The organism is Comamonas sp. B21-038, assembly GCF_022387135.1.
Taxonomy (GTDB): domain Bacteria; phylum Pseudomonadota; class Gammaproteobacteria; order Burkholderiales; family Burkholderiaceae_C; genus Comamonas; species Comamonas sediminis.
Genome location: NZ_CP092462.1, coordinates 1,140,643 through 1,165,318 on the forward strand (window position 1 = coordinate 1,140,643; position 24,676 = coordinate 1,165,318).

Consider the following 24,676-nt stretch of genomic DNA (forward strand, 5'->3'; position numbering starts at 1 on the left):
CAGGCGGCCGAGCCGTATGCAGATGTACGGATGTAGCTAGTTGTATGCGCAACCAAGTCGGCAAAAAAGGGGCCCGCACAAGGCGGGCCCAAAGGTCGTCTTCCTAAGAAGCACTTTTCCTCCCTCCAGAGGAAGTTCGATCATAAATTAAAATTATTACTAACCACGGGCAATAGCTATGAATTATGTAAGTTTTTTGTAAGGTAAACGGCCTAGAATGCCGCCCCCGCCCCGTAAAGCCCCTTCCTGGGGGCCCGCAAACGTTTGCGGATCAAGGCCTTAGACCAGCAGCTGCCCCTGCAGCGCAATTGCAAACTGACTGTTGTAGACGCGCTACCTGGGTATGCAAGCAAAGGTGAGCCTGGGGCACGGTTCCACGGGTAGCGCGCGAGCCGGGGCGGGGCGGCCCACCGGATCGGCAGACGGGTCTCAGTGGGCGCCGTGATGCGGAGCAGGCCGGGGTGCCACGGCTTCGGACTGCAAGTACCAGTTTTTACCTTGCTGAACAAGCCGGTAGCGAAAACCGCCGGCTTGCAGATAGCCCGGGTTGGGCAACCGGAACCTGCCATTCGACGCCCCGTCTACCTGCACCACCAGGATGCCGGCCCCCGTCGTTGGGGCGCCGCTGCCGCGCAGGTTGCGGATGTGCAAGGTGGTGGTTCCGCTGGTATCGCCCTGCACCTGCAGCCGTTCGGTGGCTGCATCACTGCCGCCCAGGGCCGTACCCAGGGCGAGGCTGCCCCCGTCGCCCCGGTAGTGGTGGCGCACCGTCAGCGTAGCGCTGGTGCCGCTGGCCCCGGTGGTGACGGTGCCCGCATGGGCCAGGCTGTTCAGGCGCGTGCTGTAGCCCTGGGTGTCCAGCGTGGCCCCGCGGGCAACGGTGTAGTCCGATGCATGGCTCAAGCCCGTGGCAGCGCCGGCACGCAGCACCCCGGCCTGGACGCGCGTCACACCCGTGTAATCGTTATCGCCCGTCAGCGTGGTCATGCCGGGCTGGTTGACCGATACCTCGCCCCTGCCGGGACCCGATAGTGAGGGCGCAAACACATAGCTGCCCGAGCTATCGTGATGGTCAAAGTGCACCGCCCCCAGCCCATCCGCACCAAACAACACCTGGGGCGTTAGCAACCGGCCCGGTGCGGTCGTGCCTTCCAGATGGATGGCTCCCCGGCCAGCCGGCCGGTGGCCCGGGTTGTGCGCCAGCCGCAGGGCCGTGCCCGCTTCCACCACGCCGCCTTGTCCAATGCGGAGCACCGCAGCGGCGGGGCCGCTGTCGGCCCCCACCGTCAGCTGCGTGCCCGCGGCCCATGCCGCGCCCGCGCCTTGCACAGAAAAATCACCAAAGCGCAGCCAGGCTTCGCTGCGGCAGTGGATGCGCCCGCCACGGCTGACCCGCACCGCCGATACCCCCTGGGTGCTGAAAAAACAGTAGCCGGCAGCCAGGGTTGAACCGGCGCCATCGACGTCGACGCGGGCGGTGGCGCCTGGCAGCTCGGCGGTGCGGAGATGGTGGCTGCTGGAGACGGCCGCACCATCGAGCACCCGCAGCGTGCCCTGGCCCGCATCGCCCACCACCAATAAGCCCGCCCGCGCATCGCTATGCCAGGCCGATGCGCGGCCCGCCACGGTCACCAGGCCCTGGCTGCCGGCGCGGTGGCCGATGATGGCCTCGCGCGAGACAAGCTGGGCACCGCTGTGGATGTGCAGCGTGGCGCTGCCCACATCGCCCATCGTTATCAGAGGGGAATGCCATTGCGCCCCGGTGGCGAGGGTCGCGAGCCCGCTGCTGCCCGCCTGGGCGCCTACCACTGCCTCCCCGGTATGCAACACCCCCGCAGCCGAGTGCATCTGCAAGCTGCCGCTGCTGGTGTTGCCCACCACCAGCTGCTCGGCGTTGAAGGGGGCGCCCACGCTGCCCGCGCTGCCAATGGTGCCCACAAAGGCGGTTGGGCGGGTATCGCCTGCCAGCACCAGCGCCTGGCCATGGGCAGTGCCCGGCTCCAGCAGCGGAATGAGCAGCTGAACGACCAGCAGTAACGCCCGTGGTGAGGGGTACAAAAGCGAAGGCATTGTGCGCATGCGTGGCGGGGGGGTTATGGCATCCGGATCGCTGCCTGGTGCAAGCAGCAGCCGTGCCAACCAAGGCACAGGCAAAGTGAAAAGGAAACGGCTGGCACCAGGCATTGAAGCGCAGAACCGTCCCCCGTGGTGCAACAGCCTGTTCAGCCATGCTGACGCCACAAAAAAAAGCGGGCTGCAGATGCAGCCAGCTTTTGTTGGGGGCCACCGGCCAGCGGGGCCATCGCCCCAGCTGGCCTGGCCCGCTATCGCGGTGATCAGATCACTGTCACCTTGGGTGGCTTACACCGCTTTGCGGCCGCGGCGCAGGCCCGCCACGCCGATAAGGGACGAGAGCGACACCATCCCCACCATGCCCAAACCGGGCACCGGCACCGCCCCGGCAAAGCCCACGGCGCCATCGTCTTTGAGGTCGTCCGCACCCAGCGTAGCCTCCAGCTGCGCCGAGGCATCGGCCGCAGGCGCTGCTGCCTCTGCAGCCGCCGCCGCGTTCGCGGTGCCCGCCTTCAATGCTGCCGGCTGGGCCTTTGCCACTGCGCCCTGGCCTGCTGCCAACGCGCAGCCCTGTGCCAGCGGGTCAGCTATGCAGGCAGCGCTGTCATCGGCCGCTGCCGCTTTGGCATTGGCGGGCGCCGATTGCAGGTACCAGTTGCGGCCGACCTTGTGCAAGGTATAGCGGTAAGCGCCTGCCTGGATATAGCCAGGTGCCGGGAGGGTGAACTGGCCGTTGGATTCCCAGCCCACTTGCACGACCAAAATGCCATTGCCGGTCGTTTGGGCGCCGGTGCCGCCTAGATTGCGGATATTGAGGGTGGACGAGCCATTGGTGCTTCTGTTAACTATCAGCTTTTGTGTTGGAGAATTATTGCCACCCAATGCCGCATTCATGTGAATCGTGCTCGCCAGGCCCGAATAGTCATAGGTTGTGGTAACTGTGGCGTTGGTATCACCTGCTCCGATGATTAAATTGCCAGCATTGGTTAGATTATATAACGTAGAGCTGTGGCGATTGATATCAAGTGTGCCTCTGGGGCTTATAGAATAGCCAGAAGTGCTGGATAGTGCGGTGGCTGATCCTGCTCGCAGTACTCCAGCCTGAATACTCGTGTGGCCTGTATAAGCATTGTTGCCCATCATGACTGTGGTGCCAGTGCCGAGAATATTAACATTGCCCCCGCCAGAAATGGATGGGGAGAACTGATAATTCCCAGTGCTGTCAGTATGTTTGAAGTTGATCGTGTTGTAGCCGCTGACTCCAAATAGCACATTTTGGGTAAGCAATACACCGGGTGCACGCGAACCTTCAATATTTAAGGTTCCACTTCCACCACGGTTATTGCTATCTGCTGCTAGTCTTAAATTACCGGCTAATTCCACAGTACTTCCTTCTCCAACGCTGAGTGTGCCTTTGGTAGGTATTTGGCTGCGGCCAATGTCGAGGTGGGTGTTTACCTTCCACTTGGAACCAATTCCACTAAGAGATACGCTGCCCCAGGCTAAATAGGTGTTGCGATTGCAATTTAGTTGCCCGCCATTGGTAATCGTTATATGGCTGGGAGCTGCCATTCCGAAGTAGCACCATGCATTAGCGCTGAGCGACGAGTTAGCACCATCAATGTCAATGGTGGAAGAGCTGCCGAGATCATAAGAAGTATAAATATCGCTGGAGGTGGATACTGTACCTCCATTAAGAATTCTCAATGTACCTGCTCCCCCGCCGGAACCTATCCAGAAATCGCTGTTGGATTCAGGTGGAATACTCCACGCGGATCCTGGCCCATCCACGGTTGCAATTCCAACCCCACCCATCAACTGCCCTAGAAAGGTGTGATCAGAGGTTATTTTCCCCCCGTTGGTGACATTAAAAACTGCGGTGCCTGCCCGGCCGACATATAACGGTCCTGTATTCCATTGGCCACCTGACGATACATTAACAGTCCCAGTACTTCCTGCAGATCGCGCGATTTCAGATGCTTGCCTTCTATTGGAAAAAGTGTCGGACACGATATCCAGGGATCCCTCTCCCAAATCTCCAATGAACACCTTGGCATTGAAATCTTGCCCGCCTCTAAAGTCTCCCGTGGGAACCGTGTCCCCCGTGAAGTGAGCACTCTGCGCATTGGCGCTGCCGGCCATCAACCAGCAAGCGAGCAGGATAGGTGTTGGGGTGAATAGGTAATTTCTCATCGTATTTAATTTGAATGTTGTAAAAAGCTATCGATGCATTTGACATAGCCCTTGATATAAGGGGTTTTGTTGCATCTCAAATGTGAATAAACCGATTTAGCGGAGATATCTAAAAAAGGACTCCACTGGCAAGGCATATTGGATAACACTACGCATTCAGCATGTAGGTCAAAGAACCTCGATCTCGGCAAAGCGTCGCGGGAATCTGTTTTTCTAGGACAGTTGCTGAAGGTGGTTCGATAAGCTCAGTCCAATGATCTATCGAGTAGTTATAGAAAGTTAAGATAAATTTATAAATAACTTAACTTCGAGCCTCTCCTTAGGTGCACTGCACCGACCATCACCGCCTTTTCCCTCACATCCACATATTTGTTTTTCATCATAAAAGTTCTATTTCTTGAATGGAAATATAGATATGTTTGATGCATGTCATGCACATTTCTATGCAAGTCATGCATGGGGACAAAGATTAACACTCGTTATTGATAAAAATTATAAATTTTACTAATTTGATGGACTAATGCGCAGTGCAGAGATAGGCGGTTCTGGTGCTAATAAGGAGTGCAAATCAAATGATTCAATATTGATCAATTGATGGGTGTCAATGGATATGGCTTGGCGCGTGTAGGGGCCCTCTGTAGAGGGTATTGCTGGAATCGTTGGTTCGGCGTTGCAAAGAATTTGCTACGTCTGCAGCCAGGAATGTGTGATTAACCGAGGGGGAGCGGCGCGAATTACTTACATCTCTGCAAAAGGCTGTAACCGCGTCAACCTAGTGCATGGGGCATGGCCGCAACAGCCGGGGTGCTTGCTGTTTGGAAAGTGCGATAAATGGTCGGTGCGCCAAAGCCTGAACTGCAGTGCAGAGACTGGGTCTGCCTTGCGCTCATGCTTGCCCTTGCACTCACCCTTGAAGTCACCCTCACCCTTGCAGTCACCCTCACCCTAGCCCTCTCCCGCTCGCGGGAGAGGGGAGAAAACCAACCCCCTTCCCCAAAACTCCCTCTCCCGCTTGCGGGAGAGGGCGGGGGTGAGGGTAAAAAACCAGCCCAGATCTCCCCCAAACTCCCTCTCCCGCTGGCGGGAGAGGGCAGGGGTGAGGGTGGACATCAAGGCGCAAGCAAAAGAAAAGCCCCGTATCCAACGGGGCTCAAAAGCGGGCTATAGAGGCTGGCTATATACCAGCCAGCCACCAGCGCCAGGGCGGTTCAGTGACGAAGCCACCGCAGCGGTTACACCGGTGTGCGATCCTTGCGCACGCGGCGCAGGCCCAACAGGCTGAGGATCGACGCCATCGCCATCAGACCTGCGGCGCCCATCGTCGGCACCTTGTGCGGTACGGCGCCACCGCCGTTGTCACCACCGCCGTTGTCGCCGCCACCGCCTTCTCTGCCTTCTACGGCTTTGATAAGCACCTCCGCAGCGGGGCCGGTGACGGTGTAGGCATCGGCCACGGTGGGTGGGGCAATGGCGAGCACCGCCGTTACATCGGCACCCTCGCTGGCGGCGGCGGTGATCGTGCACGATGCCTCGGTGGCATTGGCCGGCACGGTGATCGGCGAGCTGCAGGTCGTCGTGTAACGCGGGTGGGTGGCAGGCAAGGTCAGGTTGATGGGCAGGTCGGCCGTGGCGGCCGCGCTCAGCGACACCTTGCAGGTAGCCACCAGGCCCTCTGCACCGTTCAGCTCGGAAGGGTCACAGACGACGCTGGCGGCCGGTGCGGCGGCTTCGAGCTGCTCCTCCGACTGCAAGTACCAGTTGTTGCCCACCTTGGCCAGGCTGTAGCGGAAGCCGCCCGCCTGGATATAGCCAGGCTCGGGCAGCTCAAAGTCGCCAAATGACGTGCCCGCCACCTGCACCACCAAGATGCCATTGCCGGTGGTCTGTGCGCCCGCGCCTCCCAGGTTGGTGATGTTCAACGTCGTCACGCCCATCGCATTGCCGTTGACGATCAGCTTTTGCGACGCAGCGCTGCTGTCGCCCAGCACGGTGTTCAGCGCCATGCTGCCGCCGTGCCCATAGTAGTCGCCGCTGATGGTCAAGTTGCTGCTGGTGCCGCCCGCCAGCATCGTCACCGCCCCTGCGGTATGCAGGCTGCTCAGGGTAGGGCTGAAGCTGCCCGTATCGAGCGTGCCCAGGTTGCCAATAGAAAACCCGGAACTGCTGCTCAGCGCCGTGGCTGATCCGGCGCGCAAGGTGCTCTCGGTCACGCTGGTGGGGCCTGTGTAGCTGTTATTGCCGGTCAGGGTGGTTGTACCACCGCCCCGCACATAGACCCTGCCCGGGCCTGTCATCGGCGTCGCAAATTGGTAGTTGCCGGATGTGTCACTGTGGTTGAAATTGATGACGCCTGCTTCATTCGGACTAAATACCAGGCTGGCTGCGGTCAGCGCGCCGGGTGTGGTACTGCCTTCAATATTGACGGTGGCGCTGATTGTTCCGTCGTCGAAACTTGGCAGCAGCATTGTGCCGCCAATCTCTACCGCGCTGCCATCTCCAATATTCAGAGTGGGGTGCATATCGTAGCTGCCGGCCACATACATATCTGTGCCCATCACCCATTTCGAGCCAGCACCGCTCAACGTTACGCTGCCATAACCCATAACACCATGCTCGCCGCAGCGGACCACACCGCCATTGGTAATGCGCATGGCGGTAGTGTTCGATCCACCTATGGCACAATGCCCGTCGTTAGACAGGATGGAGTTAGCGCCATCTACTTCGATCAATGAATTACGATCAAGGTAATTTGGCATCGTAAGAGCCTTGTTGTTAGACACAGAGCCGCCGTTGGTAATCCTTAAAGTAGCCGAATTCCCTTCCTGGCCAACTATCAGGCTGTGGTCAAAAACGGGCGATGAAATGATCCAGGAAGACCCCGGTCCATCGACCGTCGCCGTTCCATTTCCGCCGGAAGCCAGACCCAAAAACACTTCGGCGGATGTCAGCTTGCCGCCACCGCGCACAGCCAAGGCCCCCGCGCTGGTGTTGCCCACAACGATGCGGGCCGTGTCATAGCTGGCACCCATCTCGCCAGCCGGCGTGGAATCACCGGTGATCGAGATGGTTTGCGCCTGCGCCAAACCAGCGATAAAACAAGAAACAAGCAGCGCGCAAGGGCGCAGAGGGAGGATCGCCTTTTTCATCATTGGTACGTTTTAAAGGTTGTAAAAAGCTATCCGGTGCGAGGCTTGTGCCTTCTGTGCACCGGATAGCAGGGCTCTTCTGGAGGGAGGAGAGAGGGAGGTGAACAGAGGCCTTTAAGCCGAGGTGCCGGGCGCGCGGCGCGTCCCCGACTGAGGCGTCCCCGACTGGCGCGTGCGGCGCACACCGAGCAGGCCCAGCACCGATGCCATCGCCATCAGGCCCATGGCGCCCATCGTCGGCACCTTGTGCGGCACGGCAGTGCCGCCACCGTCGCCGCCGCCACCGTTGTCGCCACCGCCGTTATCGCCACCACCGTTGTCGCCACCGGTTTTGTCCTTGTCCTTGATGAGAACCTGGGCAGCAGGGCCTGGCGTGTAGGCATCTGCGGTGGTGGGCGGTGCAATGCCCAGTTCCGCGATCACATCCCCATCGTTGGCGGTGTTGTTGGGCACCGAGGTGATCGTGCACGATGCCTCGGTCGCGTTCGCGGCAATGACGATCGGCGAGGTGCAAGTGGTGGTGTAGCGTCCGCTCGTGGCGGGCAGGGTCAGGTTCACGCCCAGGTCGGTGGTCAGCGCTGCACTCAGCGTGACCTTGCAGGTGGCAGTCTCGGCGGCTGCATCGCTCAGCTCGGCCGGGCTGCAGACCACGCTGACAGTGGGTGCGCTTTCGGCACGCGATTCGCTGACCAGGTACCAGTTGCTGCCGGTCTTGACCAGGTCGTAGCGGAAGCTGCCCGCTTGCACATAGCCTGGCGCTGGCAGGCTGAAGCTGCCGTTTGATGCGCCATTGACCTGCACGACCAGAATGCCTTCACCGGTGGTGGCGGCGCCCGCGCCGCCCAGGTTGGTGATGTTCAACGTCGTGGTGCCGCTGGTATCGCCGTTGACGATGAGCTTCTCCGTGGCCGAGCTGCTGCCGCCCAGGGCGGTGTTCAGCGCGACGCTGCCGCCATTGCCGGCGTAGTTGCCCGCTACCGTCAACACCCCTGTGGTGCCGCCTGCCAGCATTGTCACCAGGCCATCGTTGCGCAGGCTGTTGACGGTGGGGCTGAAGGTGTTGGTGTCGAGCGTGCCGCCGCTGGCCACAACAAAGTCGGAGGCAGCGCTCAGGCCGGTGGCCGAGCCCGCGCGCAGGGTGCCAGCGTTCACAGCGGTGGTGCCTGCGTAGGTATTGTTGCCTGTGATGACCGTCGTGCCGGCGTTGCTGACATTCACCGTGCCGGTCCCGGCCAGGGGCATGGCGAACTGGTAGTTGCCGGATGCATCGGTATGGTTGAAGTTGATCACGCCCAGACCGTTGGCGCCAAACTCAAAGCTGCCAACGGTGAGAGCGCCTGGGGTGGTACTGCCTTCGATATTGATCGTGCCGCTGCTGTCTGCAGCAGCGCTGCTGGCGTTCGGCAGCCGCAGATGGGCTGCAACCTCCACCAGGCTGCCCTCGCCGATGTTCAACACGGCCTGGCTGGCGTTTTCGGTAGACCCAATGTCGAGGTCCGCACCCACGACCCACTTGGAGCCGGCGCCATCGAGCGAAACGCTGCCAAAGCCCAGGTAGGCGCCTTGGTAGCACTGCACCTGGCCTCCGTTGGTGATCTGTACCGTGGACACATCCTTCATGCCCAGGGAACATTGGAAGATGGCTTTAAGTTGGGAGTTGGCTCCATCCACCAGCACGGTGGCTGCAGAGCCTGCCGTTGCCGCTGTGGTAATGCTGGCGGTGGTGGCTACCATGCCGCCATTGCGCACATTGAGCGTGCCAGAGCCGCCATTGCTGCCAATCGTCATGTCCATCTGGTAAAGCGGTGGGATGTTCCAACTCGCATTGGCGCCGTCCACGGTCACCGTGCCGGTGCTGCCAGCGTTTTGACCAATGATGGCTAGCGAAGAGCTGACGGACGAATCTTTGACATTGACCGTGCCGGTGCCGGATTGGCCCACGGTGATTTCACGGGTGCCCCAGCTCACACCGTTGCTCAATGTAGCGGTTCCTGTGCTGCCAGCATTTGCGCCGATGACCGCCAGCCCGGTATTGCCGAAGCGGGCATTGGCGTTGGCATCGAGTGCGCCAGTACCGGTGTTGCCGACCGTGATATCGACGGTGGCGTACTGGTCGGCCATGCTGCCAACCGGTGTGGAATCGCCGCTGAAGTTAATGCTTTGGGCCTGTGCAGCGCCTGCGATAAAGCAGGCGACCAGCAGCGCACAGGGGCTGAGAGGGAGGATCGGGTTTTTAATCATGTTTTGGTTCTTCTGTTGTAGAAAGCTATGCAACCGGAGGCTTATGCCTTCTCTGGCTGCATCGCTCACTCTTCTGGAGGGAGGAGTAGTCGTTGAAAGAAGAGCGCTGGCGCGCCCACGCTAAAAGTTGCTTTGCGCGCTCTACACAGAAGCGCCAGCCAGGGCGCATACCCAGCTGTTAAAGCGCGCTATCCCCTTGGCGGGGCGCCAGGCGTTATCGAGAAATTGTTTCTTCATGATGTTTCCTATCGAGGTGTGCTGCGGCGGAATCACCATTCCCCGCAGGCCCATGTAAAGCAATGAGGTGTATAGATTGGGGCAATTACCTATATGTGATTGATAACAAACGTGTATCTAGCCGCCAGTGTTGCTATGCCGAAGCTATTACTGAGATTAAGAATGCCAATGGACCTCCCCGGTAGAAAACGTTGGTGGTTGCGAAAGTGGGCGCACCTGCTGCAGACCAAGCCCTGATTGAGAATGATTGCTATAAATCAAATCGGATGCAGATACTGGCGGACTGTGGATATTTATCGAACCTCGCCATGCGCCAGCACAATGCTGCATGCGGACAACTGATGTATGCAAGCGGATCAAAGTCTCGCATAGGCTATCACTATGAATTGTTATTTTTTATAAAAACAGGATTTTGAATAGGATATTGCTTTCGCTGAGTCTTTTTGAAAGCGGTGCTTATAGTTTTATGAAATGGACTGATTTGCAGCGAGCTGCAGAAGGCCTTGCTGGCGGCGCGTTCTGGGCGAGGCGTCTGCGAACCCGTAATGAGCTTTCCCACGCGAGGCATGCCGGCCCCGTTGCTGCTACCCAGAAGTGGGGAGGCACTTCAGTGGCATAGATGAAAACGCAGGTAACAGCACGCGACACAGCAGTGAGTGGTGCGTTAAGCGAGCGCGCACTTAAGGTTGCGCCGCCTGCAATGGGCGCCGGGGCGCGCGATGCTGGGCGTGCTTCTGCACCACCGCCGCCCGGCGGTAGGAAGTGAATCGCGCCGAGCCGCAGGCCTGTGTGTCACCCAGCGGCAGCGGTTGACCAGGATGAACAGACATGGATGCCCCAACGGGCGTTCAGCCCCCGGCAGGGCGTCTTGCTGGGCGCCGCCGGGGAAGGGCAAGGACTGGTAGGGGGCACATCTGCGCACTTCACGCTTCACGCTGGGTGTGTTGCACCGAGCAGCGAATGCTGCCCTGCAGATGCTGCCCAGCGGATACGCCGCCCGGCATGTGCTGCCCAGCGGAGACGCCGCCCGGCAGATCTACTGCCGCACCGCACGTGGAGCGCAAAAAACCCCAGGGGCATGGCCACCGCCATGCGCCTGGGGTAGTGGTGTCCTGCCTTATCAGGCCGATTTGCGCGTGCGGCGCAGGCCCAGCAGGCCCATCACGGAGACCAGCGACACCAACGCTGCAGCGCCCAACGTGGGAACAGGCGTCGGGTTGGCGGGCGGAACGACAGTGCCGTTGCTGCGGATGGTGATCTGTGCGGCTGGACCTTCGACCGTATAGGCATCAGGCGTCGTGGGCGGGGCAATCGCCAAGTCAGCGGTCACATCGGGTGCGCCCGGCGTGGTGTTGGCCACCGCCGTGATCGTGCAGGCGGCCTGGGTGGCATTGGCGGGAACCACCAGCGGCGAGGTGCAGGTGGTCGTATAGCCCGGGTTGGTGGCTGGCAATGTCAGGTTGATGGGGGTATCTGTTGTGGAGGGGGCGCTGAGGGTGACGGTGCAGGTGGAGACCTGGCCGGCAACGGCGAGCAGCTCGGTGGGGGTGCAGGTGAGGGTGGCGGTGGGGGGGACCACGGGGTCCACGGGCACGATAGTCAGACGGAAGGCGGGGGTTGTGGGTTGGTCAGTCCAGGTTGCTCCGCTGTCAAAGCTGTTGATATTGCCAGCACCCGCAGCGCTGAAACCTTGGCTATACGTTAAAACATAGGTTGGATCTGTATCGCCGTCGGTCAGTCCTGCATAGTCGCTTGCATTGGACAAAATAAGTGCGTACTTCTGCCCGGCCTCAAGGGTAGTGGTAGCAATGGCGCCCAATTGCGCTGTGTTGTAAGTGTGCTCAGTGGTTGCTTCGCCCGACCCCAGCATATTGATGCTAACGGAAGCCAGAGCCGCACCGGAGGGATAGTTGGTTGTACCGTCCAGCGCGTACAGACTGAGGGTGGCAGTTGTGGGAAGAGCCTGTACATCGAAGCCGAATACAACCTCTCGTATCAATGTGGGCACCGTGCCCGTTTGGAACGCCGGGCCACGCTGCTCAGTACCCGTGAATTGGTAAGAGGCTGGCGAATCAATCGGGAGGCTATTGATAACCTCCACAGGCGGCTGGCTCTGCGCCGACGCCAAAGGCGCCCAAGATGCAGCACAGGCCATAAAACCGATAACCGCATATCGGCGCAATACGTTGAAGGTCGGAATTGGCATTTTTCTCTCCATTTAAAATAAAAACTATGGATTTGATCGCATCGATGCACGAACTATAAGAGGCCTACAGCTTCACCTCCCAGGCAAAATGGCTGCAAATCAACAATAAACGTTAATTAATAATTAATGTCATTTGCAAATGTCAAATGTTGTATATATGGGATTATTTAAAACGATAGTTTTTGGCGATGCGATGCTGTTTTTGAAGATTTTTTGCTATGCATTGCGGAGTGTCAAAACCATGCGCATCAAGGCCAAGGTATGCATCGCAAAGGAGGGTGGTATGGGGCCGATAACGGCGCGCGTGATGGCGTAGGGGTAGCAGGTATTTTGTTTCACTATGTTTCATTACTTGGAGAGGATGTATTTTTTATGTGGGGGCTCCGATGGTGCGAGGGTAAAAGTGGGGCGCGATAAGGGTTTTAACGAGGTTTTATAAATAGCGTGGATTTATAGACAATTGAAATTTACTTTGCCAGTGGCTATTGAATGATGGTGTTGCGCCTGGGTGGATCAAGCGCTGCATGGCTTGGGGGCTAAATGCTGGCGATTCCCGTACCTGGCAGCCCTCCAAAAAGGGGTGCTGTTGGAGGCAGTCAGGCTGCTACCAGCGGTGGCAAGCGTTTACCGGCCCCTGCTACGGGCGGCAATTGCTGTGTGCACCAACTGTATGCAAACCAAGCGGATATTCATAGATTATAACTATCGGTGAGTAGGGATTTATAAGGCGATTTTTTGTAAGGATTAATTTGTGTCAATCCCTATAAACAGGGCCGTTTATAGCGCGGGGCGATAGGCTTACACCTGCCTTGGTGCGATGGCGGGACCCGCCACGAAAAGCGTGGTTGCGCCAGTAACTGGGTGAGGGCAGGCCAGGCAGCGGTTGGTGCAACCGCGTGATGCGATGCGCTACCACCCAACGGGGTGGGCAGGCGTGGTGGCGAAGGCGCTGATGAAAATGCCTGTAACAGCCACAGACAAAGCCCAGCATATGAAGTAATTCAGAGCGCTGCAGTGCTGCTGCAGCATGGGGTGCTGCCACTGTTGCCACCGCTGCGGCTGGCAGGCGCTAACCGGGGCTGAGAGGGGCTGAAAGGGTGACAGCGGATGAGAGGGGCTGTGTGCTGGTACTGCCCCGTAGCGCGGTGCGGGCGCAGCCGATGGGCGGCGCCGTGACTTGCGCAATGGGTTGATGAGAAGAGCCTGGCTGTGCGGGCAGGGCGACCGGGAGGGCCTGACCTCTATCCCCAGCAACCTTGCCAGGCAGGCAGCGTCAAGGCGGGGTGCCTGGGCTGCATTGCCAGTTGCCGCCCATCAGCTGGCAGCTGAGGCCATTGGGCCCCACCAGGCGCTGGGGGCCGGAGCGGGTCAGAAACCGGCCTTGGTTGTCATTACAGCCACTGGCATTGCAGCTGATGATAAACACCGCTGGGGGCGGTGCAGCGGTGGCCGGGCTGGCAGCGGGGCTGGAGCGCTCGGTGCGCGGCGCCCGCCGGCCATCGGCGCTATCGGCACCATCGGCGCTATTGGCGCCATCGGCCTCGGGCTCTGCGTCGCCGCTCGCGGAATGGGACGCGGATGTGGATGCGGAATCGGGGCGGGATGGGGAATCCGAGCGGGAATGGGCAGTGGAGCTGGGGGTAGAGGTGCGGGTAGCGCCGGACGCAGGCGCGGAGCCTGCAGCGGGCTTTTCAGCCTGCGGCCCGCGCTGGCCTGCCGCATCGCTGGCAACCGCCATGCCTGCCTGTGCTGCCAAGCCCAGCAGCAGTGCTGCCGCTATCGTCCAACTGCGCATTCTCTCTGTCCTCTGCCGGGTGTGTACGGCCCCGCTGCCGACATGCCCAGCCACTGCCGGGCTGGCATGTTTTCTGCCCCTTGTCTGACGCACGCGCGCCAGGCGCTTGGATAGATTCACAGCTATGAACCCACCAGACCCCAAACCTACCAAGCCTACCAATTCCCACACCCGCGCTGGGCGATTCGCCAACAAGCGTTTTGCCATCATTGGCGCGGTGATCTTGGCTTTTCTGCTGATAGCGATCTTTGTGCCGTATTGATCGCGCCGGCAGCACGACCGTTCCAACACAACGGGCAGCTTTGGGCTGCCCGTTGTGTTGTGGGGGGGTGTTGTGGGTGTTGATGTAGATGTGAGGGATGGCAGCGCGGTGGCGCGGGCGGCCTTTGCTGGTTGCGGCTGCGCTCCTGGCCTGGGTGGCGGTGCTGGCCCTGGGTGCGGCCAGATTCTGGTGCAGGCCCTGGTTAAATCTTGAGCTTGTAAATCTGCCCGTCATACGAGCCTGCCAGAAACTGCCGCCCGCCGGCATCAAAACACAGCGACGATATACCGGCAGCGGTGGGGCGGGCGTAGGGCAGCCAGTGCCGGTGCTGCCTATCGAAAATAGCCACGCAGCCGCCGTAGGAGCCCGATGCGATGTACCGACCATCGGCCGATGCGGCCACGCACTTGATCGAATGGCTGTGGGGTGTGGGGATGGCGGTGGCGGTGAAGTCCTCCCAGATGCGCATTTGCCGGTCGCGGCTGATGCTGATGAAGCGGTCGCCCGGCAAGGCCGCGCAGCCGTTGGCAATGCGGCCATGGGCCTGGTTTTTTCTGGCTTTTTCCTGCAGATCACCGATCTGGAACCAGGCGGCGCTGGTATCGGCGCAGACCGAGAAAAGCAGGCTGTCGGAGGCGGCGACGGCCTTGACGGCATTGTCATGCAACTGCAAGCGGGCCACCAGCGATGCACCGCCTTGCCCGGATACGGAAAAAACCAGGCCTTCGCCGGTGTAGGTGCCGATGACGATATGGGGCACGCCGTGGCGGGTGAAGGCGGCGCCGCAGTTCAACGGCGACTTGTGCTGGTGCACGACCTCCCCGGTGCGGGCGTTGAACAGCTGCCCCGTTTGGCCGCCCGTAAACAGCATGCCGCCGGCAGCAGTGAGGAAGTTGCAAAGGCTGCCGGTGTGGCTGCTGGGCTCGCCGTTGATGCGCAGGATGCCCGCATCACCAATGCTGATGCAGTCAGCCTGCTGCGCGATCACCGCATTGACGCCTTGGGTGGGTTCGACCAGACGCAGGTCCCAGGTGCCGCTGCCTATGTCAAAACTGGCGTAGGACGATCCGAAGGTGGCGAAGACCAGGGTGTCTCTGTCGAGGAACGCACAGGACCGGGGCCATATCTGTGGCGGAATGGCTGACTGCGTGACCGGCTCGATGCGGCCCGCATCGCAGTGCCATAGCTTGAGCAAGCGGTCATAGCTCAGGCTGACCAGCAGTTTTTCGCCTTCGTCGTAGGTGAGCTGTTTGATGCCGGAGTCATGCGCGGCGATGCTATGGGTGCCGGAGCCCTGCAGCACGATGATCTGGCCTTCGTCATTGCCGGCGTAGATGGTGCCGCCGCTGGCGATGGCGATGGTGTCGGTCTCGATTCCGCCCAGGTCGATGTCGCTGACCAGCGTTTGCGTTGCCAGTGACCATTGTTTGAGCGTGCCGTCGTCGCTCGAGGACATCAGCGCATCACCGGCCTGGGTCCAGGCGATGGAGATCACATCGGCGGTGTGGCCCGCAAAGCGGGCCACCAGCCGGCCTTCAAAGTCGAATACGCGCACCAGGTGGTCCCGGGACGCGGTGGCAATCAGCGCTGCGGTGGGGTGGAACGCGGCCATTTCGACATCGTCGTCATGGTCGGACAATACCGCGATGAGTTTGAGGCTGGGTACCGACCATAACCGGGCGCTGGTATCGCTGGAGGCGCTGACGAGGTATTGGCCGCCGGGGCTGAAAGCCAGCTGGTTGGCGAGGTGGTCATGCCACACCCGTGCCAGCGCTATTTTGTGCGCTGCATCCCACAGGATGATCTGGTTGTCATAACCGGCGGTGGCCACCCATTGGCCGTTATAGGCGGCAACGCCGCTGATCGGGGATTGGTGGGCAATCATGGGGTGTCCTTGTAAATGCGGGGTAATTCCATCGCATGCGATGTGAACCTGACTTTGGAGGACAGGTAATCGCTGTTGTCGGCATTGCAGTAAACGCCGGTGGGCAGACAGGCGGCGATATGGATGCCGGCATCCATTAACTGGTTGGCCTTGTCGGGGTTATTGCTTAACAGGCGTATTTTGGGAATATCCAGCGCGTAGAGCATGTCGGCCGCTACCTGGTAGCTGCGTTCATCGTCTTTGTGGCCGAGCGCACGGTTGGCGCTGAAGGTATCGAGCCCTTGCTCCTGCAGGCAGTAGGCCTCGAGCTTGCGGTAAAGGCCAATGCCCCGGCCTTCTTGCCGCAGGTACAGCAGCAGGCCGCCCTCCTGGTGCAGGCGCTGCAGTGCTTCATGGAGCTGCGGCCCGCAATCACAGCGTGCAGAGCCGAGCGCGTCGCCCGTCAGGCATTCGGAATGCAGGCGCACCAGCGGTACATCGGTGGTCAAGCGCTCAAACTGCAGTGCAAAATGCTCGCCGTTATCGCTTAAGTGGCGAAAGCTGATGATTTTGGCATGGGCCGCTGCGCCATTGGTGAGCAAAATGGGCAGGCGTGCCACGCTGCGAATGACGGCGGTATTTTTGGGGCGTTCGGGTTTATCCGGGCATTTCTTCTCTAATCCGTATGAATTCATAATAATCTTCTTTCTTGAAGTGGATGGTTTATGAACCGGGTGGGGATCGTGAAAGGCCAAGATAACACCGGTGGATTTAATGGGCTAGCGTTAAATTATTTCTGCTGCGAATTAATAATATTGTTGGCGTCTGCTTTTATATATACAGTGGAATTAACAGTCGGCGGGTGGATATTCTGCGGGTCGATAACCTACGGCCACTGGCCACTGGCCACTGGCCACTGGCCACTGGCCACTGACCATTCACCATTCACCCTGGCAGGAGACGGGATGGGGTGTAGGGAGCGGGCAGCCGGCCATTCAGCGGGTGGTGCCATGCGTTGTGGGGTGGGTCAGGCCGAGAGGGCAGCGGCTGGCGCAGTGGGCAACGGCAGCCTTGGTGCCCTGACGCGCGTGAAGCATCGCAGGCACACGGCTTGCCTGGTCCATGGGGCGTGCAAGCGTGTCGGCTTTGCAGCTTCAGCGAAGGGGGCATCTACCGGCGCCCACGTGTTCTGCGTCTATCCCCAACGCTGTGCACCGGGTGGCTTTGGCCGTCCTGCAAACCGGGTGCGGCCCGTCCTACGGCTATCGGACGGCGATGACTACCTGCCACACCGAGGCAGCTGTTTAGCATTGATTCCAAGGCCGGTACACAGCGGAACCGCTTCACGAAGCACCCCCAGTCGGCCCCTTTTGCAATCACTCTTTCCAACACAGGAGAACGATATGAACACCGTAAACACTGCATCGAGCGTGATCTCTTCGGACAAGGTGCAAGGCACCAAGGTCTACAACCCCAATGGCGACAAGCTGGGCTCGGTGGAAAGCCTGCTGCTGGACAAGCTGACCGGCAAGGTCCGCTACGCAGTGATGGAGTTTGGCGGCTTTCTGGGCATGGGCACCGATGTGTACCCCCTGCCATGGGAAACCCTGAAGTACGACACCGGCCTGGGCGGCTATGTCGTATCGCTGACCAAGGAACAGCTGGAAGGCGCCCCCCGCTATGCGCGTGAAACCACGCAGGATTACAACGACGAGTACGGCCGCAAGGTCAATGAGTACTACGGCGTGCCTTGGATCTAAGGTAGCGGGGGACAGCACTTGGTAGGTCGTCGTCCGGGCTTGTTGTACTTGCCGTACGGCCTATGCCCGGAAGCCTGATCTCCAGCGCTGTGTTGGCCCCACTAAATGGGTTGAGCAATTGTTTGGTGCCCATGACGGAACAGCCCGCTGATTTTTCAGCGGGCTTTTTCATGGGTGCTCAATTCTCCGACGGGATCATGGGGATGTACTCAGCGATTGCGCGTGCGGCGCTGGCTATGCAGACCCCATCCCATCAGACCCAGCGATAGCAGACCCAGCCCCCAGGCGCCCACGGTGGGGATACGGTGGGGTGGTTTGAGGGTGATGGGTGGCTCTGTGCATTCCACCGCGAACGCGGCGCTGCTGGACCGGTTGTTGCTCAGGTCCTGGTCAATAAAGCCGGCGTCGTCTGCGAAGTGGATGGTGGCGCTATTGCCTACCGATGCATTGCAGGCAGCGTCCTGGACCACCTCGCCCTGGAAGACAAAGTTCAGCGCTCCATCCTGCCCCATCGTGTAATGGCCGAGGTCAGCGATATCACCGCTGCCGCTGGCTGCAGGGCAGCTGGTATCAGCGCCCGTAGCGGTACAGGTCCAGGTTTTGTTGACGAGCGCGTCAACGCGGTCATTGATCAGCGGCGCACTGGCGGGATCGTCGATCTTGGCAGACAGCGGTGAATTGCTCAAAGTATTGTTTTTAACGCTGAGCGAATAGCTGACGGTGTCTCCCCGGCGCCGGATGCTGGGGCTGGTCATGGCCAGGTCGATTTGCACATCGGCGGGTACCGCCACACTGTTGAGGCGCACTTCGTGGATCTCGGTAGCGCCTCCAGTGGAGCCGGAAAACCCGATGCTGAGCTGCTCAGGTGCTGCATAGGGGAAGGGCTGGTTGGTAATGACTGGAGCGGGTATGCCAGAAGGGCCATCCAGCACGCTGATTAAAAATGGAGAGTTGGAGTCGCCGGTTGGGGTCAAGATAATGCGTGCAGACCGGTCCACGGGGCGTGCTGTTGCATCTGGATTATTCAAGGCTGGTACCCCTACGTTGGCGACAAAGGGGTTGCCAGCTGATGTCGGCCCTCGAACTGCGATGGTATTGGGTATGCGTTGAACATCCTGGCCACCGGGACCGCCGCAAGATGCATCGGTTGAGAAATAGCCAAAAGCATCGAAGCCGACACCCAGATAACCGCCTTCCCCCCCCGCAATACCCTAGGTCTCCTCCCGCGTTCGACCCTCCCATACCCAGCGCCGCGTCATAAAGATAAAAGGAGAGACCATCGGCAGCCAAGTTGTTACTGGGGTATTTCATCCACATGACGTAATCAAAATCAATGATGACGCCTTCCTCGGCAGAGAAAGTTGCGCCTGTGTATAGCGCTGAACCGTTTTGCAATACAAGGTTCTCTGTCAACCTCAGCCACCCCGAGCCGATGGCGTCATACCCCGGAGGCGTCGCAGCCGTCAGCTGCGCCGAACCGGTCAATTCCCATTGGGGCTCGCTGGCATTGCGGAAGGCGGGTGGTACAACAAACTGTGACCAAGCGATCGCCGGTAAAAATGCAATACCAGCCAGCAGCACATGTTTTTTGAAGTAGTTGAATGACATATCTTTCCTTGGAGATTTCAAAAGATTGCGATCGAGGTGACATGCATTCTGGGATGCGGCAAGGTTCTGGTGATATCAATTGTCTATATTGATAATTGGTCACTGTTGTATATGTTGCGCACTCCCGGTCGCCTTCGCCTTAGATTTATACACAGCGTTGTACGGGTGCGGCAAACGGATATGTGTTTTATACCAACATATGCCACCCTGAACCTCTGCAGTGTAATAGATGAAAACAGTGGCAATCAATGTGATATAGCAAGCGCTATAGATTTCTGCAAGGACTTGATTTTGGATGGGAATTTCTGCATCAACCGCTAAACGATTGGTTTCGTTTGTGGATAATAATAAGTCAGTCTTATGATTTTTATGCAAAGCACATTTTTATAAGAATATTGGTTATTCAAAATGTTTAAGCATGCGGCTGGTGATATTTCTGCCTTGGGCGCGGTGGCTATCCAGTATCTTCAGCGTATGCGCCATTTTGCAAGCAGCACATGGTGGCGTCCATTATGAAAATGACTGTAATGCTGCGAAACTCTGATTTGTATCCCGCCTCCGAGACCCGCCGCTGGCTCCGTTGCGCGAGAAACTCTGCGCTGAAACTGTGCTTTGGCGGCAGCCCATCAGCCCGCTGATGGCTCAGCCCCTGGTTTCTCCGCAGGCGGTTGTGTGGCCGCAGGGCCTTTAAAACTCGTACTTCGCCGTCAACGTGAACTTGCGCGGCGCGCCGTAGTAGATCTGGCTGCCGGCAAAGTCGAAGTAGGTCTTGTCGAACAGGTTGCTGACATTGAGCTGCACCGAGAGCTGGCGCGAGATGTCGTAGCTGGCCATCAGGCTGGCCAAGGTGATTGCGCCCTGGTCGCGGCGTGCTTGCACATCGGTGGAGGTGGTGGTGGTGGCGTAGGTGCCGCCCTTCCAGGTAAGGCCGCCGCCGACCTTGAGGGCGTTCCAGTGGCCCGGCAGGCGGTAGGTGGTGTAGAGGTGGGCCATGTTGTTGGGGCGCTGCGATTGCAGGCGCGAGCCGTCGGCCGCGCGGGCATCGGCGCGGGCAAAGCCGGCAATCAGCTGCCAGCCCCGGGTCAGCTCGCCCGATACTTCTGCCTCAAAGCCCTTGCTGGTGACGCCTTTCTCGCCCCGGTACGCGGGGTTGCCGGTGCCGCCAATCATGTTGTCGCCGTCTTGCACGGCGACATTGTCCTGGGCGATGCGGAACACAGCCAGCGAGGCGTTGACCTTGCCATCCAGATAGGCGGCCTTGATGCCGGCCTCGTACGACTTGCCGGTGACAGGGTCCAGGTAGCGGCCCTGGCTGTCCTGGTAGTTCTGCGGCTGGAAGATGTCGGTGTAGCTGGCGTAGACCGTGTAGGTTGGGCTGAGGTCATACAGCAGGCCCGCGTACGGCGTGAAGACATTGTGCTTGCGCGTCTCCGTCAGGCTCTGGCTTTGCCAGCGGGTCTCACGGCCACCGATGATGAGCTTGAGGCCATCGGCCAGCGACAGGCGCAGCGCGCCGTAGACGGCGGTCTGCCGGGTGCGGTCATCGCCCAGCGGGCGGAAGGCGCCCCAGACCGGCTCGGGGTAGGAACCATCCCATTCAAAGATATTGCCTACCGGGGTGGCGGTGTAGGCATGGTTGCCATAGGCGTAGGTGGACTGGCTGCCGGTCAGGCCTACGACGGCCTCGTGCTGGCGGCCCAGCAGACCAAACGGGCCGCTGGCCTGCAGGCTGCCGCTGTTTTGCGCAAAGCTTTGGCGCGAGTAGTTGGGGTAGGGGCCCAGGCCCAGGCCGGTGTTCTTGTCGGGCTCGTCGAGCAGGTAGAAGAGCTTGGAGGTGTAGTCGGCATCCAGCCGGCTGGCGTTGGCCTTGATGGACCAGCCATTGTCAAAGCGCTGCTCCAGCCCGGCGTAGGTGGTGTTGCTGGTGGTGTTCCATTCGGTCCAATCGGCGCCAATGCTGAAGGAGCGCGGCCAGTGCGTGGCGCTGCCATCCTGGTAGACCATCGGCAGGCCTCCCCAGGTAACGCCAGTGGGGCGCTTGGCCTGGTGCTCCAGCCCGATCCAGGCGGTGGTGTCGGGGGTCAGATCGGCCTCGACTGTGGCCAGCAGTGCACGGTTGCGGGTGTGGTAGCGGTCCAGATGCGAGTCGCGCTCATCGGCCATAGCGGCCACGCGGGCGCGGATGCGGCCGTCGTCGGTCAAGGGCGTGCTCAGGTCCAGCGTGGCGCGGCGCTCGTTCCAGGAGCCCAGGCTGACCGTGGCCGAGCCGGTGAAGGTTTTGCTGCTGGCGCGCTTGCGCACCAGGTTGACCGAGGCGCCGGGGTTGCCCGCGCCGGTCATCAGCCCCGTGGCGCCGCGCACCACCTCGATGCGGTCATACAGGATCGGGTCAAGCATCGATGCGCCAAAAAAGTCATTGGCGACATAGGTCGGCACGCCGTCGTACTGGTAGTTGTCGATGTAGAAGCCGCGCGCATCCAGATCGGTGCGGTCGCTGTCGGAGCTGATGGCCGAGATGCCGGTGATGTGGCGCGCGGCCTCGCCCATGCTGGTGATGCCCTGGTCCTCGATCTGCTGGCGCGTGAGCACGCTGACCGATTGTGGCGTTTCGCGCGGCGACAGCTGCAGGCCGGTGGCCGCCGCCGTGCTGCGGATGGTGTAGTTGCCGGTGCCTTCGGTGGTGGCGCTGCGCTCGGCCTGGGCGGTCACGCGCAGCTCGGGCAGGGTGGTGCTGGGCGCGCCGTCTGCGCCTTCTGCAGCGGCTGTGGCTGCTGCGGCCTGGGGTGCGGCTTGTGCCACGCGGCGCACCAGATAGCTGCCACTGGTATCACGCTGAGCCTGCAGCGGCAAACCGGCCAGCAGGCTGCCGAGCGCCTGGCCCACATCGGTGGCGCCTTGCACGCCGGGGCTGTGCAGGCCGGCAACGGTATCGGGCGCGAAGGAGATCAACATGCCCGATTCTTGCCCCAGGCGGTTGAGCGCTGCAGCCAGCGGGCCGGCGGGGATGGCGTAGCTGCGGGCTGCTGGGGTGGCAGGGGCGCTGGAAGAGGTGCTGGCGGAGGGCTGGGCCTGCGCGGTGTGCGGCAGGGCGGCCAGACCAAGGCACAGCAGGTGGGCGCAGAGCGCGGTGCCACGGAGTGTGGCGGGGGCGGTGGCGAAGGAGCGAGGGCGGAGCATGCGGAGGGTCCCGGGTTGTACTAGCTGCTGACAGCGCGCCGCAATGGTTGTGCGGCGCTTCTGCAGGGCTTGACACGCAGGCGGGGCCAATTGGCCACTTTTTTTTTGAATGCGCAATGGCAGCGCGAGGACGCGAGGGATCATCTGCAACCCTTGCCAAGCGGGATGGGCGCGGATCGCCCGAGACTACGTTCAGACCACGGCCGGGCGTTTGGCAGAGGGCACTAATTTTTATCGACCGTCACCCACCAGCGCGTGCGACTGCTGATGCGTAGCGGCAAGGTGCGGCTGAGCGCTGCCAGCACCTGGCCGGTATCTGCCAATGGGTAGCTGCCCGATACGCGCAACGCGGCGGCCTCGGGTGTGCAATGCAGATGGCCGGAGTGGTAGCGGGCCAGCTCGGCGATGAAGTCGCCCAGGCGCATATCGTCGGCCACCAGCATGCCCTGGGTCCAGGCCAGGCCAGCAGCGGGGGCGTCGGCTTCGTGCAGCAATCGGTCGGCGGCGATGCGGCCTTGCTCGCCGGCGGCCAGGCGCAGGGTCTGGCGCATGTCATTGCGCAGCTGCAGTTCTACCTGGCCCTCTTGCACCTGCACCAGGGTGTCGTCCGCATACTGGCGCACGGTAAAGCGGGTGCCAATGGCCCGTGCCCAGCCTTGGCGGCTGCGCACGCGCAAAGGGCGGGCCTGGCCGGTGGCCGGGTCGGGGCTGGGGTCGGCAGCGCTTTCAATCTGGATCTCACCGGCGCGCAGCACGATCAGGCGTTCGCTGCTGCTGTAGCGCAGGTCCACCGCGGTAGCGGTATTGAGCAGCAGGCGCGTGCCATCGGCCAGCACCGTGCGCTGCTGCTCGCCAGTGGCGGTTGCCAGATCAGCGCTGGCGCTGCGCCAGGCCTGCTGACCCAGCGGGCTCTGGCCCAGGGCCAGCAAGCCGCCGGCACCGGCACCGATCGCCACCGCCAAACGCACTGCATGGCGGCGCGACAAGGCGGGCAAGGCCAAGGTCTGCACCGCCACTGAAGTGGGCACGCCGCGCAATTGGCCATCCACCTGCGCGATGCGCTGCCAGGCCTGGGCATGCAGCGGGTCCGCGTCCAGCCAGCTTTGCCATTGCTGGCGCTTGCGGCGGGCGGTGGAGCTGTCGCCGGGCTCCAGATCCAGCAGCCAGCGCACGGCAGCCTGGGCGACGGCTGGGGGGATCGTGGAGGGCATGGCACCGGCCATCGGGCTTGCGCCCAGCGGCAGCGCGCCGGGCAGGTCGTCGGGTGCGGCCATCTCAGGCCTGGTCCGCAAAATAGCAGCGCTCTGCGGCTGCGGCCAGGTGGCGGCGCACGCTGGTGCGCGAGATGCCCAACTGCTGGGCGATTTCTTCCTGCGTCAAATCCTCCAGCCGCCACAGCAAAAAGGCCTGGCGAGCCACAACGGGCAGGCCGCCGAGCAGGCGGTCCATCGCCACCAGGGTCTCCAGCACCATCAGCTGCGCATCGGGCGGCGGGGCCACGGGCTCGGGCAGCAGGGCCAGTGCATCGAGGTAGGCGCGCTCGATCTGCCGGCGCCGCAGGTGGTTGGACAGCAGGCGCTGCGCAATGGTGGTGAGGTAAGCGCGCGGCTCCAGCAGCGCTTGCAGTGGCTGGCGCTGCGTGCCCAGCACGCGCACAAAGGTGTTTTGGGCCAGATCGGCCGCATCCCAGGCGCAGCCCAGCTTGCGCCGCAGCCTGGCGACCAGCCAGCTGTGGTGTGCCTCGTACAGGGCCTGCACCGGATCGACGGAAGGAGAGGGCGGGTGGCCGCTGCGGGAGGGCATGGTGGGGCGGGTGGTTACGAAATGAGAATGGTTCTTATTATAGGCATCTCCAGGTTTGGCCTGCACACGCGTCGATGGCGGTCTGCACCGGGTCAGTGGCGGGGTGGGATCGCGGGTCACGGGAAGAGGTGCTTGGGAGTGACCGCCAGCGGTGGGTGGGCCAAGCTGCGCAGCCGTGCCGCTGGCTGAATCCAGCCAAACGCTCATCGCCGTCCATGGCGCATGCCGGGGTGCGCCATAGGTTGACGCCCACTCATCACACAGCCACGCCCCTGGCAACGGATTTGCAGTGCTTGCCAGGGCTTGGCGTT

At 61.0% G+C, this 24,676-nt stretch carries 13 protein-coding genes; 1 reads left to right on the forward strand and 12 read right to left on the reverse strand.

The annotated features are described in order from the left end of the window. Positions 1 to 429: 429 nt before the first annotated feature. The 8 genes from MJ205_RS05175 to ribA all read right to left on the reverse strand — a co-directional run bounded on the left by MJ205_RS05175 (position 430) and on the right by ribA (position 16,712). Positions 430 to 2,070: an autotransporter outer membrane beta-barrel domain-containing protein gene (locus MJ205_RS05175; RefSeq protein ID WP_239811487.1), complete on the reverse strand. Its 1,641-nt coding sequence runs from the start codon at positions 2,068 to 2,070 to the stop codon at positions 430 to 432. Between the two features lie 291 nt (positions 2,071 to 2,361). After that, the gene (locus MJ205_RS05180; protein WP_239811488.1) at positions 2,362 to 4,266 is read right to left on the reverse strand and encodes an autotransporter outer membrane beta-barrel domain-containing protein; all 1,905 of its coding nucleotides are present in this window, start codon (positions 4,264 to 4,266) and stop codon (positions 2,362 to 2,364) included. Between the two features lie 1,232 nt (positions 4,267 to 5,498). Then, positions 5,499 to 7,415 carry an autotransporter outer membrane beta-barrel domain-containing protein gene (locus tag MJ205_RS05185; RefSeq protein WP_342395177.1) on the reverse strand — a complete coding sequence of 639 codons (1,917 nt, stop codon included), beginning with the start codon at positions 7,413 to 7,415 and terminating at the stop codon, positions 5,499 to 5,501. 111 nt (positions 7,416 to 7,526) lie between these two features. Beyond that, positions 7,527 to 9,653, reverse strand: a complete 2,127-nt coding sequence (locus tag MJ205_RS05190; protein ID WP_239811490.1) for an autotransporter outer membrane beta-barrel domain-containing protein — start codon at positions 9,651 to 9,653, stop codon at positions 7,527 to 7,529. 1,357 nt (positions 9,654 to 11,010) lie between these two features. Beyond that, positions 11,011 to 11,469, reverse strand: a complete 459-nt coding sequence (locus MJ205_RS05195; protein WP_239811491.1) for a hypothetical protein — start codon at positions 11,467 to 11,469, stop codon at positions 11,011 to 11,013. Between the two features lie 1,900 nt (positions 11,470 to 13,369). Then, the gene (locus tag MJ205_RS05200; protein ID WP_239811492.1) at positions 13,370 to 13,891 is read right to left on the reverse strand and encodes a hypothetical protein; all 522 of its coding nucleotides are present in this window, start codon (positions 13,889 to 13,891) and stop codon (positions 13,370 to 13,372) included. A 464-nt stretch (positions 13,892 to 14,355) separates the two neighbouring features. Beyond that, positions 14,356 to 16,038 carry a WD40 repeat domain-containing protein gene (locus MJ205_RS05205; RefSeq protein WP_239811493.1) on the reverse strand — a complete coding sequence of 561 codons (1,683 nt, stop codon included), beginning with the start codon at positions 16,036 to 16,038 and terminating at the stop codon, positions 14,356 to 14,358. Further along, positions 16,035 to 16,712: a GTP cyclohydrolase II RibA gene (gene ribA / locus MJ205_RS05210; protein ID WP_446715074.1), complete on the reverse strand. Its 678-nt coding sequence runs from the start codon at positions 16,710 to 16,712 to the stop codon at positions 16,035 to 16,037. The genes MJ205_RS05205 and ribA overlap by 4 nt, the downstream gene beginning before the upstream one ends. Positions 16,713 to 17,420: 708 nt before the next feature. Between ribA and MJ205_RS05215 the strand changes: the two genes are divergently transcribed. Beyond that, positions 17,421 to 17,777, forward strand: a complete 357-nt coding sequence (locus tag MJ205_RS05215) for a PRC-barrel domain-containing protein (protein WP_239811495.1) — start codon at positions 17,421 to 17,423, stop codon at positions 17,775 to 17,777. A gap of 209 nt (positions 17,778 to 17,986) precedes the next feature. On the opposite strand, the gene MJ205_RS05220 is transcribed toward MJ205_RS05215, so the two are convergent. From MJ205_RS05220 to MJ205_RS05235, 4 genes are all read right to left on the reverse strand, one after another. Continuing rightward, positions 17,987 to 18,751, reverse strand: coding sequence for an IPTL-CTERM sorting domain-containing protein (locus MJ205_RS05220; RefSeq protein ID WP_239811496.1), 765 nt, complete (start codon positions 18,749 to 18,751; stop codon positions 17,987 to 17,989). Between the two features lie 1,321 nt (positions 18,752 to 20,072). Continuing rightward, entirely contained in the window at positions 20,073 to 22,562 is a 2,490-nt protein-coding gene (locus tag MJ205_RS05225; RefSeq protein ID WP_239811497.1) for a TonB-dependent siderophore receptor, read from the reverse strand. Positions 22,563 to 22,786: 224 nt separating this feature from the next. Beyond that, positions 22,787 to 23,836, reverse strand: coding sequence for a FecR domain-containing protein (locus tag MJ205_RS05230; RefSeq protein ID WP_239811498.1), 1,050 nt, complete (start codon positions 23,834 to 23,836; stop codon positions 22,787 to 22,789). A gap of 1 nt (position 23,837) precedes the next feature. Further along, the gene (locus tag MJ205_RS05235) at positions 23,838 to 24,365 is read right to left on the reverse strand and encodes a sigma-70 family RNA polymerase sigma factor (protein ID WP_239811499.1); all 528 of its coding nucleotides are present in this window, start codon (positions 24,363 to 24,365) and stop codon (positions 23,838 to 23,840) included. Positions 24,366 to 24,676 lie beyond the last annotated feature (311 nt).

What these genes read in the sequence shown, in the direction of transcription:
- MJ205_RS05185 (WP_342395177.1), bottom strand. Translation starts at nt 7,415, where the DNA reads ATGATGAAAAAGGCGATCCTCCCTCTGCGCCCTTGCGCGCTGCTTGTT.
- MJ205_RS05225 (WP_239811497.1), bottom strand. Translation starts at nt 22,562, where the DNA reads ATGCTCCGCCCTCGCTCCTTCGCCACCGCCCCCGCCACACTCCGTGGC.
- MJ205_RS05175 (WP_239811487.1), bottom strand. Translation starts at nt 2,070, where the DNA reads ATGCCTTCGCTTTTGTACCCCTCACCACGGGCGTTACTGCTGGTCGTT.
- MJ205_RS05215 (WP_239811495.1), top strand. Translation starts at nt 17,421, where the DNA reads ATGAACACCGTAAACACTGCATCGAGCGTGATCTCTTCGGACAAGGTG.
- MJ205_RS05180 (WP_239811488.1), bottom strand. Translation starts at nt 4,266, where the DNA reads ATGAGAAATTACCTATTCACCCCAACACCTATCCTGCTCGCTTGCTGG.
- MJ205_RS05235 (WP_239811499.1), bottom strand. Translation starts at nt 24,365, where the DNA reads ATGCCCTCCCGCAGCGGCCACCCGCCCTCTCCTTCCGTCGATCCGGTG.
- MJ205_RS05190 (WP_239811490.1), bottom strand. Translation starts at nt 9,653, where the DNA reads ATGATTAAAAACCCGATCCTCCCTCTCAGCCCCTGTGCGCTGCTGGTC.
- ribA (WP_446715074.1), bottom strand. Translation starts at nt 16,712, where the DNA reads ATGAATTCATACGGATTAGAGAAGAAATGCCCGGATAAACCCGAACGC.
- MJ205_RS05205 (WP_239811493.1), bottom strand. Translation starts at nt 16,038, where the DNA reads ATGATTGCCCACCAATCCCCGATCAGCGGCGTTGCCGCCTATAACGGC.
- MJ205_RS05200 (WP_239811492.1), bottom strand. Translation starts at nt 13,891, where the DNA reads ATGCGCAGTTGGACGATAGCGGCAGCACTGCTGCTGGGCTTGGCAGCA.
- MJ205_RS05230 (WP_239811498.1), bottom strand. Translation starts at nt 23,836, where the DNA reads ATGGCCGCACCCGACGACCTGCCCGGCGCGCTGCCGCTGGGCGCAAGC.